Source organism: Bacillus sp. Root131 (genome assembly GCF_001429475.1).
GTDB classification, from domain to species: domain Bacteria; phylum Bacillota; class Bacilli; order Bacillales; family Bacillaceae_G; genus Bacillus_A; species Bacillus_A thuringiensis_S.
The window spans coordinates 1,114,365-1,131,072 of the sequence record NZ_LMJQ01000001.1 but is presented as its reverse complement, the minus strand read 5'-3'; the positions used below and the strand labels follow the sequence as shown (position 1 = coordinate 1,131,072).

The following is a 16,708-nucleotide window of genomic DNA, read 5'->3' as shown; positions in this document are numbered from 1 at the left end:
TCAACATGATATTTCTACAGAGAACATAAAATCTCAATTACAACAATCTTGTAAAAAGCAGACTATGAATGATATACCGTTATACTCTGATATAACTGAAAATGAACTTGCATTCATAAACAAAAACAAACCCAATAATGTAATAATTAAAAATGAATGGATTCGATATTATCCTAAACACGAAATTGGTTCACAAGTAATTGGGTATGTAGAAAATGACCTTAATTCAAAGCATAAGGCTGTTGGAAAAAGCGGGATTGAGCTGCAATATGAAAATGATTTAAAAGGAAAACCAGGTAAAACTCTTATTTTTAAATTGAATAATAAAAAATTCTTATGGAATATTCAAAAAGTACAAAAAGGTAAAGATGTACGGCTAGCTTTAGACTCTGAGTTGCAGCAAAAGGCAGAAGAAGCATTAAGATCTCAAATTAAGAAAACACCTGATGCTAAAGCTGGTTATGCTGTAGTAAGCGATGCAAAAACTGGCGCAATTTTAACTATGGCCAACACGGCAGTTTTTGATCCAAATATATTAAATACACTTGTATCTTCTAGAAAAGAAAACATTAACTCTCTTTCGCAAAATAAAGCAATTCAAAAATTAAAGTATGGTGAATCTTATGTAAATATGGCTTCTACTATAAAACCACTCACTATTTTAATTGGATTAAACGAAAAGCTTTTCCAACCCGAAGATACTTATTTAGATAAAGGGACTTTTCAGTATGATAATCAAAATAACATTACGAATGCACCTGGAACACCAACAGGTGAGATTACACCGAGGCAGGCTATCATTAATTCATCTAACACATTTATGACAGCAAAAGTAGCTCTGCCCCTATTCAACCAAAATAATGGGAATATAGAAAAAGTGGCCCATATATGGACAGATTATTTAATACAATTCGGCCTACGTTCTAAAACCGGGATTGATTTACCCTTTGAAGAAGACGGACAATATGAATTCCATCCATCTAATAAGTTTGAAAATGGAATCTCCGCTTTATTAAACGCCTCTTGGGGAGGAAATGAAGTGCATACCCCTCTTCAACTCGCTCAATATGCAGCAACTTTGGCAAGTAAAGGTGATAAATATAAACCTCAAACTGTAAGTGCAATTATTAGTCCGGACGGTAAGGAAACAAAAAAGTTTAAACCAATTTTAGAAAGTTCAAATCGTTACCCGATGAACTTTTGGAGTGTCGTGCAAGGTGGAATGAGTCAAAATATAGAGGAAATTAAAAAGTTGCCTTTTGACGTCGCAGGTAAAACAGGTATTACAGGCTTTCCAAATGAGCAAGAAAGAATGATAAATCATTCTCTTTTCATTGCATATGCTCCTACTGAAGATCCACAAATTGCCGTTTCTGTCGTTATTCCTGGTAGTAATTCAGAAAAAAACATTGCCGCTCTCGTTACATCAGAAATTTTAGAGTCTTGGCATACACTTCAAAAAGAGAATAAAAACAAAGAGGAAGGTTCATTAAAGTGAACCTTCCTCTTTTACCAAATAGAATCTATATTTATTATTTTCCATTCACCATTATCATTTTTTTCGAACATAAATGAATACTTAATATCAGTTAAAACATACTCTTTTTGTACGTATCCAGTATTGCCATTAATTGTCGATATTTTTATATATCCATCATTTTGCACTTTTTCTGGAATCCAAGCTTTTACCATTTCATTAGATACTTCATATAACACTTGTGATTCTCGTTTTGGTTCAGCTAAAATTTTCGTTTTATTTCCAGTAACCGTTGCATATATAAAATGCGCTTGCTTTGGTTGGTTACTTTCTGTCAATCCACTTGGTACTTTGTATACTTTTTTTGTATCATTTGCAAACTCTCCCCCCATTGTAAGAGCGACTTGCAACTCATGAAAAATATCTTCATCAAACTTCAGTTCATCCTTCTTATAACTCTTCCCTTTAAATAGAACTTCATCATTTAACGCTTTGTACAGGTCATTTTCATTTTTCGAGTTCGTACTTTGATATAGTTCATTCATAAATTGTTTTAATGATGGATCTTGAGCAGACTCATCTTTTGTTTTAGGCTTAATTTGAGTACTACTTTGTACCGGTGATTTATTATCATCAAGCCAAGGTTGTTGAACAATGAAAAATAACATTGTACAAACTAAAACAACTACAATTGGTAATGCTTTTTTACGAAATGGTCTTTTATGTTTTACAAAATCCACTTCATTATTTTCATATATAGACTGCTTTATTTTAGAAATAAATTCTTCTTCATCTTTACGATTCTCCATTGGCCCTTTTTTTATTTTTCTATACCAGTCAGGATTTTGTTTATTGTTCATCACTACTACCCTCCCCTATTAATTTTGAAACCTTACTTCTCGCTCTACTTAATCTCGATTTTACAGTTCCAATGGATACTCCTAATGTTTCAGCCATTTCTTCATAAGATAATTCATATTTTGCGTCCAATATAATTATTTCACGGTGCTTTTTAGGTAGTTCTAATACAACCTTCCACACATCATTCATTTCTTCTTGCTTAAAAAATTCTTGTTCTGCTGACAGGGATTGCTTATCGTCACTAAAAAATCCTATTAAAGATATCCTTTTAAAATAAGAGGATTTCAAATAGTTTATTGCCGTATTTCTTGTGATTTTTAATATCCACGTTTTAATAGATGACTCCTTTCGAAATGAATTCCAATTTTTAAACACCTTTATAAATACATCTTGCGTGATATCATCTGATAAGTGTGGATCTTTCGTAATAATAAATGAATAATTCCATACATCTTGCCAATAGTCTTTTATAACATAGTCCAGCTCATCATGATTACACTTTTCAATAAACGTCTGTTCCATTTCCACACCTCAAACTTATTTGAATAAACATAAAACTGCCCTCACTTTTATTATGGTTTCAATATATAGACAAGATACAAGTTTCATTTGTTCCATTGTTTATCTTTTTTCAGGCAGTATAATACTACTAAAAAACAAGTAAAGCATACAATGATAAAAATCCACTCATAAAAATCTGTTTTTTTGAATTTAACGTAAAACTCCACTTGTCCATTTCAATTTGCTATACTCTTCTATTTACCATTAGCAATGCCAACTTTTTAGAAATGAAAATTAAGATAAGGTATTAACTTTCTAGAGTCGCAGCAAAAAAGCATTCTCGATTAGAAAGAATGCTTTTTTGAAATTTAATTGTTCTATATTTTCCCCAATTTATATCTTTGAGTTAAGCAAACATGTAATAAATTTAGTGAAAAAATTCACCTTATAATTAAGTATTATTTCTGAAATACATGTTTTACTTTTTCACCTGGAACGTTACTTCCTCCTCTTCCTTTTACATCTTCAATCATCATTGTAACAATCATGTCTGGTGCATTTGCATCGAAAGCTGCGAACCATCCCAGTTCTTTTCCGTCTGCTTCTTTCGACTCTTTCAGTTCTGCTGTACCAGTTTTACCAGCAAGCGTTACACCATCAACCTTTGCAATTCTCCCTGCGCCATCAGGGTCATTAATGACTTTGATTAATGCACTCTTTAATATTTCTTGATTCTTTTTAGAAATCACATTTTCTTTCCAATTCCCCGCTACTTTTGCTTCTTTTAAAAGATGTGGCGACGGAATATTCCCTTCATTCACAATCGGTGCATATGTTAATGCTAAATGAAGTGGCGTCATTAATACTTGTCCTTGTCCATAGCCCGTGTCTGCTAGTTGAATATCATTTTTTATCCCATCTTTTGCAATGATTGAAATAGGAAATTCGTATTCGATTGGTAATTTTTCATGAAATCCGTACTTTTTAAATTCATTTATATACTGATCTTTTCCCATTTTCAAAGCTTGTTGAGCAAAATAAATATTATCAGAGTACTTCATTGCCTTATCAAAATCAATTGGACTTGCATCCTTTACACGCGTTACATAGTAATTTCCCCAAGATGAATCTTTTGTCCACTTCAATCCTTGAATTTTAAATTCTTCCTTCGGATTTATTGTGTTTGTTTCCAAACCAATTGCACCTGTAATCGTTTTAAATACGGAACCTGGTACAAATGCTTGTGTGAAGCGATTCATCATTGGTAGTTTCGAGTCGTTACTCCATGCTTCTCGTTGGGCTTTCGATGCTCCTCTAACTATTATATTTGGATTATAAGCAGGGCTACTTACAAGTGCGATTGTTTCACCTGTTTTAGGATTGACCGCTGCACTAGATCCTGCTTCAGTTTTCATCTCATTAAAGATTTTTTCTTGAATTGCAGCATCAATTGTTAACGTAACATTTTCTCCTTCTTTTGCTTCTTTTTTTGTTACGTTTTTAATCTCTTTCCCATTCTCATCTTCTATAAATACGCGTCCACCCTTTTCACCACGCAATTTATTTTCTAACACTTTCTCTAAACCGGTCTTACCTACTAAATCATCTGCTTGATAACCTTGTTTTTGAAGTGATTTTAACTCCTCCGCATTCACCTTTCCTATATATCCAGTTAAGTGTGCCGCTGCTTCACCTAATGGATACGTACGAATATTTACTGGGCGAGATGAAACTCCTTCTAATTCAATATAATCATTCTGTCTAGTTCCCTCTTTTAAAACGCCAATTGGTACAAAGGAGTCTGGTTTTATCCATTTCGCTGTGAGCTTTTGTTCGACCTCTTCTATAGACATATCAAGTAATTGCGCTACTATTCCTTTCGTTTGCGCTGCTGCTTCGCCTAGTTTCTCTGGAATAATTCCAACCTCAGTTGCTTTACCATTCGTTGCAAGCCCTTTTCCATTTCGATCATATATTTCTCCTCGTTTTCCTTGCTCTATTTGCATACGTACTTTGTAATCTTTTTTCATTCCTGGGAAAATGAAGTCCGGTGTCCAATCTATTTTCCAAGATTCTTTATCTTTCACAAGTTTTGCTTCGTGGATGAATGAAACTGATCCTACATCCGTATCCATTTTAACTTCAAAAAGAAAAAGCTCTTTATCTTTCGTATTCTCTCCTTTCATTTTAACTTTTAAATTCTTAGCTCCAATCCCCTCATAGATTTTTTGATATTTTTCTGTGAATTCTTTTTTAGAAATCGATTTTTTGGCATGATCTGATAAATGATCATACATATTTGCAAATTTTCTATCATTCCATAAGTTGATATATTCTTCAAATGCTTGTTTTGGCGGTTCGTTTTTATTACATCCTACCAACATAACTGCGAAACAAACGAAAAGCAGCATCCATAATTTTTTCAATTCAATCTTCTCCCTTAGTTAAAAATGATGATTCCTTTCTTAATTTATTTAATAAAAAATGTTTAACGCTTAATAGACAGTGTAAGTAAGGACATTGTTCCATATTTACAAAAAATTAATTTACGCTTAAGTTGCATTGGAAGAAGGAGGTTTGTAAGCTTCTTACAAACTTAAGGAGCTCCTATATTTAGCAAACGTTATCATTATTAGTGGTGTTTTAAAACATACATTTAAAATACCTTTTAGTTCGTTTTCAAAGAAGTTTGGTTGTTGCAAATTAATTATGAATATCTAATCCAATTAGAAGAATACAATAATCAATTATCCAAAGTTAATTTCATACAAAAGCTAATAACGAGCATTAAAAAACTTTGCCTACTCTTTTAACATGGAAACATAATCTATTTATCAGAAGTCAATAATGAATAACAGGCGCTCCTAACCAGCAAAAAAAATAGACCTAATTGGAATTCATCAGAAATTAATAGATACATAAAAAACGCCATACTTTCTGTAAATTTCTACAAAAAGAATAGCGTTTTCTTATTTTACCTTTCTATATATGCTATACCGTGAGCTCCTTGATTTACAGAAGGATCTGCATTTCGATCTCCTGGATCAACTTCAATGGTATGAACATTCTTGTAATTAACTAAATCTAATACACTTATTGTCCCTGATCTAAGGTTAGAAACATATCCAACCGTTCCGTCCGTAGAAGAACGCATTGTAATTGGGAGTAAATCTACTTCTATTGTACCTAACATATTTAACGATTCTCCATCAAGAACAGAAACATACCCTGGTGCTGGAGAAAACATACTTCTTGTTCTCTCTCCATTCTTATTCTGAAAACGCGTATGTCCTACCAATACTTTCCCATCATTCGTTACATGAACCGGAGTAATTAAATCTGAAAATGATTTTGTCTTTATAATTTTATTGGTTTCTGTATTAATGATGCTAAGTGTAGGTTGCTCCTCTTTGTAGTCTCCAAGTAAACATGGTGAAGGGATATAAACTCGATTACCTTTAGGAGAAATAGCTAGTTCTTCACTACCATAGGGCATAGATACTTTTCCAATTAACTCCTTATTATGTGTATCTAAAACCGATATAAAGGGCGCCTCTTTATTAGAGGAATATCCTTTTGTACCATCTGGATTCGTCACAAACCAATGTGGACCTGTTGCTTCTGTAGAGATTCTATCTAGCACTTTTCTTGTGTTAAGATTAATAATTAAAATTCCTCCTTCACCAGATTCAACACTTACATACAATAAGTCTTTTTTTTCATTATAAACTAAACCATGTGGTGCAAATTCCGGCGAAATATCAATGATATCAGTTACTTTAAATTGATCAATATCGATAACTAAAATTTCATGGCTTTTTTCCGGATTATTTCTATAAAAACCTGAGCGATAAGTAATACTTACATATAACAATTGACGCTTAGAATCGAAACATAATTCATGAGGTTCTGTAACTGGAGAATCTATAACCCCTATTCTTTCAAAATTTTTCGTATTGAAGAAATGAATTTGATTACCGCTGGAGCTAACGACCGCCAAAATAGGATTATTTTCTTTAGAACTATTCATTAATTAAACCCTCCTTGTTATTTGTTCCAAATTTCTTAAGTTCCATAGAAATCAGTATATTTAAGTAATTTGTATTATTACTAAGACAAGTTGTAAACAATTTTCACCTCCTTCTAATTAAATTAGCTTAACTTATAATAAGTTAGACTAACTTTTATTCTGTAAAAATACGTTGAATTTAATAATCCAACGTATTTATCTATCTTCTCCAACTTTATCTTTTATACTTACATGTATTTTATTTAATAACTTTACTTCTCAATTAATTATACACAAGAAGCACAGAAAGCAAGTAATTAGCGACATACCATTTCTTTGTCTCGTGCATTATCAGATACTCATAACATAAATAAACCAAGCTTAGCTGCCATTTAATTAGTTTCCCTTCGCTACCGTTTTTTTTAATTCATTCTGCGTACAGCTCTATTCTTTGAGGAATCGCCCTATAGATTAACAAATTTGCTTCAGATTCTTGTTTTTTATTGAACTATTCCTGTGTTGAAAATCCAACTATAATTAGTTAGCTTAACTAACTATAATTATAAATACATCCACGTTTTATCGCAAGAGTTTTAAGAATCTTCGAATAAATTAATAGAGAGATAGAATTATTTTCATCATAAGATACATGATCTTAAGTTAATAGTAATGCATAACGAGATTTTCGTACGTTAAGAAAAAACTTGCTACATATGTAGTAAAGTTTTTTAATTGTTTACTTCTCGCTCAGCTATCAGCTTTTTTTAACTAACACTTTAATTGTTTTAACAGCCTTTTGTTTAATTCCCACAAAGCTGTTTTGTTACTACCTCATTTCAAGAATCTCTTAATCCAATTTAATAAAGTGAAACTTTAATCAGCCCTCACCAATCGGGCTGCGCGGCAAATAGCCGGATAAACAACAATTTCAGTTGGTAGCAGGTTTGCTAAATCAGGAAATTGAGACGTATTCTACCATTACTTCTTTTGGAATCATACTCCCTCCTGTTCTTAATACAATATCCCTGTAAAAGCAGGCTCTACGTATTCTCCTAAATTATCAAAACCAACAATATCTAACACAACATCACGGAGTTTGCTCGCGACTTTGACATTGCCATCCACTACAAAAATCGCAATTCGTTTTTCTTCCATCTGTTTCATCCTTTCTACACCCTAGTTTTACAAAATAAGAAGTCATCCAAACTTATATTTATTACTTCCTGTTATCTCCTCACTACTGTTCTATGCATTATGTATGTAAATTTTAATTGCCTACTAAAAAATAACGTATTTGCAGGATGTATAAAAATTATACAAAAAGTAATAATTCATCGTTTACCCAACAATAGATAATATGGATAAAGAAAAAACACTAGAGAATATCACAGTGTAGTAGTCTCAAGTATCTTTTCATAGTATTTTAACGGCTATGCAATACGAAGGGATAAAAAAGACCTCTTACGGAAAGATAAGAGGTCATCAAGAAGATAAAAATGTTGTATTTGAAACACGCGAGTTTCTAATTAACATCATAACACAATATATTTATATATTCAATATATACATAAAAGCAAGGGATATATGTTCAAAAAACACACGGAATATTAATTTGGAACAGTATGTTTTATTCTTTTAACCTATTTCTTCTACAATGCCGTAATTGTAACAATGGATGGTCTCCTCTATATACTGATGAGCAATTGTAGCAAGTTTTTCTAAATTCTCTTCCGTTACCTCATGAATAAACAGAACAAAATTACTGTCGGATTCGGAGTCTGTTGAAATGGAACCATCGATCCGTTATGAAATGTTGAGCTTGCATCTCCTAGATTCCATGTAAATATTCGCTAATTCCAATCCCCTTTCGTGTCTATTTTATGTTTAATATAGTCTCGTACCGTACAAACGGGAAATGTTGTTAATTTGAAAAGAGAGAGGAATAAAATTTCTTTATCGCCTCTGTTCTTTCTTCTGTATGATAGAAAAAACGGAGAAAGGTAGAATTTTATCTATTCTCATGATTTGTTAGAAAATTCTAATTTGATTAAATTAAAAGAAAATGATATATTGATTTTATAATAACAATCCAATTAATGGATGACAACCTAATACCTGTAAGTAGACTATGAAAATGTCAGATAAACGGGAGGAATTTAATATGAAAAAATTATGTTCATTTGCTTTAATTGGTGCCTTAACCTTTTCGGGTTTTATCGTTTTAGACAGTACGCTACCTGATAAAGCGCGCGCTGAAGTAAATACGATTAAGCAAGCTTCAGCTGTTGTGGATGATTGGCCATGGCAAACGTATTTCTTATTGCATCACAATGCGGACTATATACAAGAATTAGCCCCTGGTAGGTTAAAACAAGGTGGTACGTTTGATACGACGGTATATATAGGCGGAAAAGATGTGGGTGTTGTAAAGATTTATAGATTGAACGGAGAAGGTGAATTGCAGCGCTACAAAACCATTTCTGCAGGTGAGGCTGGGCACCACTACTATTCTAGGTTCACAACACCTATTACAACAGTTTACACACCAGGTACATATGTAGCAGTACTGAAGATAGACACTTCATATTATTATGGTGGCTCCTTCCAAATTACAAAGTAAAACATATAGGTATATTTGTCTGAAACGCACTGGGTTACGGTGCGTTTTTGTTATCTAACGAATAAATGATCACGCGGGAATTCAAAGCATATTATCGAAACGGAGCTGAATGTGATGAAAATTGTAACAGTTAGTGCGGATGCAACAGTCCATGTTGGTATTTTAAAAGGGATGACAGGAAGTGTTACTAGTTATGATGCGGATACTGGGATGGCCGAAATCTAATTGGATCCATTTACAACGGTTATAATTAGGTCTGTATTTCTAACGCAATAAGGTTTGTATAGGATTCTTTAGAAAATTAATATTTGATTTTTATAGTGACTCAATACATTCTATGATTAAAACTGAGTTACATATTTTAAAATCATCACCAGGAGAATCTGCAAATTTACGGGTTCTTATTTAAAACATAATGCCAGAAAAGCTGAGGTGAATAAAGTGCAAAGTTTAAAATCTTTAAAACGTGACGTATACATTTTTCTTCCATTGTCTATTTATTTTTCCTCCATTTTTATTTCATTCTATATTATAGAGAATACATTCAACTTGCTAAGTTTTTTACCAGCACTTGGAACCCTGTATGTCTGGGTAACTAGTGTGATAGACATTAAAAATAAAAATTACAAAATAAAATAAAAAAGCAACTGAACTAGATGCTTTGCTCTTAATGTTATAGAATATTGACGCCCATGACCATACAGCTACCAAAAACAATACATACCAAACCTAAAAATATTAAAAACCCTGGCAAATCAATATGCTCGAGTAGCGCGCATATTAATAATAAAAAGGGATAGACTAGAATTTCAATCCAGGTAACGCCCCCTGCTTTCTTTATTTCTCGGTATGATACTATGCTGACAAGTAAAATGCCTAATACAATTAGCCCTATCCCTAACATCATCCATCCATTCACCCTTTTTAGAATTTTAAAATTTAGCTCTTCACTTTCATATACTGCTCTTTTACACGCACCAGTAAGTCCCTCAGTTTCTTCTCTACAGGATGTTCTTGATTTTCTGGTACTTCTCTCCCGTATGATGAGAAGCTTTGTGAGCATGCACTAGGTGTGACTTCCAATTTCGCGTATGAGAAAGTATGCTCATTTTCTTCACCGATGTTTTCAGTAGTGCTTCCATTTGAACCAACGCGTATGCAGCTTTCGTCAAGTTTGGTGCGCTTTCCTTCCTTGTTAACCGTGTAATAGGTATCGTTGACTTCCCCATATTTCATATTAGGTGTTGATGTTACTGCGGTCCCGTCTGCAGAAAAAGTAACAACACGAAACCCATCTTCTTCTGGCAACAACTCAGCTCCTGGAACATTGTATAGAACCAAAAGGTCTCCTTCGTATGCTTCTGGAATGAGATAAATGGTATCTGTAGTGTCTTTTCCGAATCGGATACAACCGCTTAAAAGAATCATACTAAAGATCCCACAATACATTATAACTTTTCTCATAGAGTCTCTCCCGTTATGTGTAAGAATGGTATAGTATGTATTATATTCCCTTGGATAGAATAAGTTTCTAGTTTGAAGACGATTTTACTATTGTTATATAAAATATTTATGTCAGTGGATGATTAGCACGAAGAGAAATGGAGTGAATTGATGAGCAGACGTTTTGCATTAACATATGAAAATAAGATTTTGAGAAAGATAATGATTACCGTAAGCATTATCACACTCGTTTTCATTACAACAGGGTGTGATTCAGTCCAAAATGATGCAAAGGATGTAACGGAGATTCCGCTAAACAGCAAACTAGATTCCCTTATTTCAGAAAGTATCATTGCCTGGAATCAAGACAAATTAAATCATACAAAAAAACAATTTGAGACGCATGTAATCTATGGAACTGAGATGAAGGATGAAAAAATGTATGTCTATCTCCATTCCCTCATGCAAGGATATAACCGCGAAACACAGACAGTTCCTCAAGCAGGACATTTACTTCCAGTCCGTGTGACAGTCACAAAAAATGGCGATGATTACATCATTGAAGATTACCGTGAACCAGGAGATGGTGCTGAAAATGAACCTACTTTGCGCAACATGTTCCCGAATAAGTATGCGGATCAAGCACTTGCTATATCAAATGAAACGATTCAATCATTAGAATCTCGTATGCAAGAATATGTTTCTAAGTGGTTGGAAGATACAAGTAATAAGAGACAAGATAGATAACAAATATAAGTATGAACAACCTCTCTTGATATATGAGATGCTCGTTTAGTAACTTGTAACATCCCATCAGTAGAAAAAGTAACTTCTTGTGTTGTGTTTTTTACTTCTCCAATTAATTTTTGCAAGTTATCCAGCATACTATTAAAAGACTTCACAATGCTCCCCTTTATTAAGGCCCCAAAATCCTAGTATAGATAATATGATACAAGAGACACTTGCTATAACTACCATTACGTTTAGTGTTGTGCCAATTTTACTGTTTTTTAAAAACGACAATTAAATTCATTCAATATTTATATAACAATTAAGTAATTTATTGTATAAAAATAAAAGATATTTAATTATTTATATACGATAAAAACCCTATACTTACATTTAAATAATAAATAAAGAGCGTGTTGGTATATATTTAGATCAACGCGCTCTTACATATATTTAAACCCTATATCAATTTCTTATTCCATTCATTTAACTCATAAATACTTTTATATCCGGCTATCATGCCAGAAGTTTATTGGAAAATGATTGTTCTCATCATAAGCTTCAAATTCATACCCTTTTTCTCTTAATCCTTTTATAATTGCTGGAACTGCCGCAACAGATTGTGGATGAATATCGTGCATTAAAACAATTTCCTTTGAAGACGTCGCACCTGCTAAGACATTTTGAACAATTTTTGCGGCCGCTACATCCACAGGTAGTTTATTATATTTCCAATCTAGAGAGTCAATTGTCCAATCCCATACTTTTAAATTATTTCTGACTACTTCATTTCGAAGTGATTCATTTAATCCAGGCATTGATCCATATGGTGGGCGTGTTAATTTCGGGGAGTTTCCAATAACATTTCTAATTAAAGATTGATCCTCTTTCATTTCCTTCACATATTCCTGATTGGTGTATAAATTTTTAAAATCATGTGTCATACTATGCATACCCACATAATGGTTCTCTACATGCTCTCGTTTCACTAAATCTGGGAACCTTTTCACATTATCGCCAATTAAAAAGAATGTTGCTTTCACATCATTTTTCTTTAATACATCTAATAGGTTAGCTGTATATTTTCCTGGTCCATCATCAAAAGTTAAATATGCAACTTTTCTTTCTTTACCATCAAAACGATTAGGTATTGGTTTTTTTAATTCATTTTTAGGTAGACTGCTCACTTGTTGAACACTGTTTCCCTCTTCCTCATTTACCAGCTTAGGATTTGTAATAGATTGAAACATGTAATACCCTATTGCTACTAATGTAATAGCTAACAATACACTTATAATTCTTTTTTTCTTAAGCTTAATTTTCATATTATAATCTTCTTTCTATCAAATCATTCCACTTTATGTCGTTTAGTTTTACTATCCTATTAGCTTATTAAGTTTTTTAACTTAAACAATCTCAATTTTGGACTAATCATTTTAATAATCTATATAGGTGAAAATTAGTGCCCTGCACTAACGTTCATGGCATTTCCTATAATAGTTAGAACTACTGGAAATAATACTGGTCCTAAGGTAAGGACAATGTTTAAAAGTATAATAAAACTATATAGTAAGCTGTAATTTTTACTATTACCGTTTTCGAATGCTAGGATGACTAATGTTATTACAGTAATTAAATGTAGTAATAAAATTATCAGCCAATAATACATCATTATAGTAAGATTCCACTTTCCTAATAGTTGGTATGTTACCCCTATTATTATCCCTAATATAGTTACATTAAAGGAAATAAACAAAGTTCTTTTTAGTATTTTAGGAAATGTTTTGTGATCCACAGTTTTATTATATAAACCGATTAAAATGCCCAAAGATAGATATGCTAGTAATAGCCCTACCCAATTCCAGATCCAATCTTGATCCCCCATTAAATTAAACAAAAGCGAAAGGATCCCTCCTACTGCAAAAATCGAGGAGATCATAATACTATTTAAAGCTGATTTCATACTTTTTTCACTTCCTTAAAAATTTTACAATACAGCATTGAAGTCTACTCTTAAGTTGTCCTTTACTTATTAGAATCCTTTTCATTAAAAATCTTGTATGGGAATCCCATCATATAATCCGGTCATCATACCTATTAGCATATACGAAGAATGGATAGCCCAGCAAAAATTACATGTACATGATCCCATACCATAATTTTTAAACTAAACGAAGCTCCACCAAATCCTACTCCACATGGTAGATATACAAATAGAGGATGCGATCCATCAACTTTTATTTGTATATCAATTATTCAGACGAGTAGCAACTACTGCATTACCTTAAAATACATGCTTTGATTTTTCATCGTTAATAAAATAGCACATTTGATTCTTATTAACTTATGTTCCCCCTTCTTCTACTGCTTTACTATAACCAGCTGTATATTCAAAAATAGTAGCCCCTTTATTTCTAAGTAAATCTTTTTCCCACTTTTTCGCAGCTGCTGCCATATGTACATACGATATTTTAAAATTAATCATAATTTATTATAATTAAGTATATATTAACAATATATTAAGTATAAGTAAATAAAATTAATAATAATTTAATTTCATTTACTTATTTAAAGGGGATTACATATATGAACAATATTAATGTTGGTCAAAAAATTATGGCATTTAGAAAAGGTGCCGGATTAACCAGTAAACGTTTAGCAGAGTTAGCTGATATAACACCTTCCATGTTAAGTCAAATTGAGAAAGGAATCACAAATCCATCATTACAAACACTAAAATTAATTTCTGTAGCATTAAATATTCCATTGTTTAATTTTTTCTTAGAGGATACCAGTACAGAAGAATTAGTTGTAAGAGCTAACCAAAGAAAAAAAATAACTTTTCCTGAAAGCGGCAATGTTTCGTATGAGCTATTATCTCCTAATTTAGATGGATCACTAGAATTGGCTTTAATGAATCTGTTACCTCAAACTGCTTCATCTATGGAGCCTGTGGCACATAAAGGGGAAGAAATAGCATTTATTATGGAAGGACAAGTAAAACTATATCTAAATGATGAGGTTTTACTTCTCAATACAGGTGATAGTGTTAAAATCCCACCTTATGCAAAGCATAAATGGGAAAACACTTCTTTAAACAAGGTCACTGTTATATTTGGAGTAACTCCACCATCTTTTTAATTTCAAATACTAGCGAAGAAAAGTTAGAGAAAATAATCCTCTAACTTTTCTTGTATACATAACTTTATTTTAAGAAAGTAAAAAAATTGTCTCTCAATTATATGAGATTATAATCTAATCGATTAAAAGTAGTGAAATAGATCTTTTTAATTACATACTTAATTTACTTTTTAATGTCCAGTATTTTTCTCCATTCGCTTCAAAAGAGAATTCTACCCATCCATTTGGATCTTCACGATAAATAAAGATGGTTGTTCCAGAAGTTACTGTACCAACTTTATTCTCCTCGACAGCTACATCTGGTCTACTTTTAATTTTTAAATTAAATGGATAAGGTACCTGATAGTAAGTAGCTGATGATACAACATTTAAGCTTGAACCGTCTGCATACATTTTATATGGAATTTCATTAGATAATGCGTCGACATCTAATGTTTCAGGATTCTTTGGTAATTTTTTTGCATATGTATAGTCTTCTACACGAAACGGTTTAATACGTTCCATAATACCCGCAATTTTCTTAGCCCAACCTTTATCTGATGCATATTTCACGTTCATGCCAGTTAATGTTGGCCCGTTATAATACATACCACTTTCTTCTAAATATCTTTCTCGTACATAATTAGCGTTATAAGCAATGCTATCGCCGTAGCTTGGTAAATATTTCGCATATTTAAACGGATCTCCATCATATGCACGTAGACCGAATAGATTATGTTTTTGATATGCGATTTCTGATTTTCCGTATCCAGATTCTAAAATCGCATGCGCTGCTAAATAATGAGCACTCACGCCATATTGATTTTGCGCATTGATAAAATCTTGCCCATGTCCAACTAAAGGACTATCCGAATGATATTTCGCAATAAAACTATCAATCTCTTGAGCTGTAATTTTCGAAGCCACTGTTAAATTTAAATCTTCATATGAAGTAGCAGTAATAATCTCTTTTTCATCGTTTGAATTTTGTTGTAACATATCTGTTTTTGCAGTAAGTTGAGCAGCTTCAGCACGTGTTATAAATCTATTTGGTTGCCAACCGTTCTCAGTACCATTAGAAATTTTTAAATCTATTAAAATATTGGCATATTTTTCTCCCCAATGCCCTTTTAAATCTTCAAATCTAACCTGCTCGTTATAATTTGGTGTGTTTTGTAGTTTATATGCATTTACTAGCATCGTAGCCATAGCAGCGCGAGTTACTTTCCCGGATGGATTGAAGATTCCATTACCTTCACCTTTAACAATACCAGCTCTTTCAGCAGCAGCAATATAAGGAGTAGCCCAGTGGTTTTGTGAATCTGTAAAAGATGGTTTTGCATTAGGATCAATTTGTATCCCTAAAACTTTTGTCATAATTTTTGTAGCCGAAGCTCTGTCTAATGAGTCATTTGAACCAAAAGTTCCATCTGGATAACCATTCAATACCTGTTTATCAACTAAATAATTAACAGATTTATCAGCCCATACAGGAACATCAGGGAATTTATGAGTATCTGCTAAAATATTAGAAGAATAGGATAATATAGATCCTGCAAGGATACCTGTTGCAATTAATTTGTGCTTCATTAAAATAAACACCTCTACCATTGTATTTATCAAATTGGGATTTTCTATTTTTATATTTACATGTTTGTAATAATAATAAAATCGTATTATCACACATTCAATTTGATGTAACGAGTATAGTTACTTATATACGCAAGTGTCAATGAATGTCTTTTACAAAAATGTATAACATTTACATAATTTTAAATTTTACATGATCTTATAATTGACTTATGTATAAATTTTGTAAAGGACCTTTTGATAGATTACTTATTAGCTTACCTGAAGAAATCTCTTTAGTTGTTAATTTGCCAACCTTTCTTGTTTACTATGAATCAATTAAAAAAAGAAGTTTTTTGTTTAAGAGCTACTTTAAAAT

General features: G+C 32.2%; 15 protein-coding genes. 4 read left to right on the top strand and 11 right to left on the bottom strand.

What is annotated here, in order from left to right:
- On the top strand, nt 1–1,498 hold a 1,498-nt coding region (locus ASE54_RS05590), incomplete at its 5' end, for a penicillin-binding transpeptidase domain-containing protein (protein WP_057272977.1).
- 11 nt (nt 1,499–1,509) lie between these two features.
- Here the strand turns inward: ASE54_RS05590 and ASE54_RS05585 are convergent.
- The 5 genes from ASE54_RS05585 to ASE54_RS36220 form a co-directional block, all read right to left on the bottom strand.
- Nucleotides 1,510–2,337, bottom strand: coding sequence for an SH3 domain-containing protein (locus ASE54_RS05585; RefSeq protein ID WP_001060761.1), 828 nt, complete (start codon nt 2,335–2,337; stop codon nt 1,510–1,512).
- Complete coding sequence (locus ASE54_RS05580; RefSeq protein ID WP_000438327.1) at nt 2,327–2,860, bottom strand: sigma-70 family RNA polymerase sigma factor; 534 nt, start codon at nt 2,858–2,860, stop codon at nt 2,327–2,329. Before ASE54_RS05580 ends, ASE54_RS05585 begins: the two co-directional genes overlap by 11 nt.
- A 437-nt stretch (nt 2,861–3,297) precedes the next feature.
- Nucleotides 3,298–5,265 carry a penicillin-binding transpeptidase domain-containing protein gene (locus tag ASE54_RS05575; protein ID WP_000737760.1) on the bottom strand — a complete coding sequence of 656 codons (1,968 nt, stop codon included), beginning with the start codon at nt 5,263–5,265 and terminating at the stop codon, nt 3,298–3,300.
- Nucleotides 5,266–5,813: 548 nt separating this feature from the next.
- Nucleotides 5,814–6,869, bottom strand: a complete 1,056-nt coding sequence (locus ASE54_RS05570; protein ID WP_001088902.1) for a hypothetical protein — start codon at nt 6,867–6,869, stop codon at nt 5,814–5,816.
- A gap of 990 nt (nt 6,870–7,859) precedes the next feature.
- Nucleotides 7,860–8,012 carry a hypothetical protein gene (locus tag ASE54_RS36220; RefSeq protein WP_000812116.1) on the bottom strand — a complete coding sequence of 51 codons (153 nt, stop codon included), beginning with the start codon at nt 8,010–8,012 and terminating at the stop codon, nt 7,860–7,862.
- A 997-nt stretch (nt 8,013–9,009) separates the two neighbouring features.
- Between ASE54_RS36220 and ASE54_RS05565 the strand changes: the two genes are divergently transcribed.
- Complete coding sequence (locus ASE54_RS05565; protein WP_000732058.1) at nt 9,010–9,468, top strand: DUF5065 family protein; 459 nt, start codon at nt 9,010–9,012, stop codon at nt 9,466–9,468.
- A gap of 673 nt (nt 9,469–10,141) precedes the next feature.
- Here the strand turns inward: ASE54_RS05565 and ASE54_RS05560 are convergent.
- Both ASE54_RS05560 and ASE54_RS05555 read right to left on the bottom strand, forming a co-directional pair.
- Nucleotides 10,142–10,375, bottom strand: a complete 234-nt coding sequence (locus tag ASE54_RS05560; protein WP_000979114.1) for a hypothetical protein — start codon at nt 10,373–10,375, stop codon at nt 10,142–10,144.
- Between the two features lie 32 nt (nt 10,376–10,407).
- Complete coding sequence (locus ASE54_RS05555; protein WP_001233342.1) at nt 10,408–10,932, bottom strand: hypothetical protein; 525 nt, start codon at nt 10,930–10,932, stop codon at nt 10,408–10,410.
- A gap of 150 nt (nt 10,933–11,082) precedes the next feature.
- On the opposite strand from ASE54_RS05555, the gene ASE54_RS05550 reads away from it, so the two are divergent.
- Nucleotides 11,083–11,658, top strand: a complete 576-nt coding sequence (locus tag ASE54_RS05550; protein ID WP_000091044.1) for a hypothetical protein — start codon at nt 11,083–11,085, stop codon at nt 11,656–11,658.
- Between the two features lie 485 nt (nt 11,659–12,143).
- On the opposite strand, the gene ASE54_RS05545 is transcribed toward ASE54_RS05550, so the two are convergent.
- The 3 genes from ASE54_RS05545 to ASE54_RS05535 form a co-directional block, all read right to left on the bottom strand.
- Nucleotides 12,144–12,965, bottom strand: a complete 822-nt coding sequence (locus ASE54_RS05545) for a peptidoglycan-N-acetylglucosamine deacetylase (protein WP_000694604.1) — start codon at nt 12,963–12,965, stop codon at nt 12,144–12,146.
- 134 nt (nt 12,966–13,099) lie between these two features.
- Nucleotides 13,100–13,603 carry a DUF3902 family protein gene (locus ASE54_RS05540; RefSeq protein ID WP_000833539.1) on the bottom strand — a complete coding sequence of 168 codons (504 nt, stop codon included), beginning with the start codon at nt 13,601–13,603 and terminating at the stop codon, nt 13,100–13,102.
- Between the two features lie 381 nt (nt 13,604–13,984).
- Nucleotides 13,985–14,125, bottom strand: coding sequence for a hypothetical protein (locus tag ASE54_RS05535; RefSeq protein ID WP_003260087.1), 141 nt, complete (start codon nt 14,123–14,125; stop codon nt 13,985–13,987).
- 101 nt (nt 14,126–14,226) lie between these two features.
- On the opposite strand from ASE54_RS05535, the gene ASE54_RS05530 reads away from it, so the two are divergent.
- The gene (locus ASE54_RS05530) at nt 14,227–14,781 is read left to right on the top strand and encodes a helix-turn-helix domain-containing protein (RefSeq protein ID WP_001059815.1); all 555 of its coding nucleotides are present in this window, start codon (nt 14,227–14,229) and stop codon (nt 14,779–14,781) included.
- 150 nt (nt 14,782–14,931) lie between these two features.
- On the opposite strand, the gene ASE54_RS05525 is transcribed toward ASE54_RS05530, so the two are convergent.
- Complete coding sequence (locus ASE54_RS05525) at nt 14,932–16,350, bottom strand: S-layer homology domain-containing protein (protein WP_000680991.1); 1,419 nt, start codon at nt 16,348–16,350, stop codon at nt 14,932–14,934.
- Between the last annotated feature and the right edge of the window lie 358 nt (nt 16,351–16,708).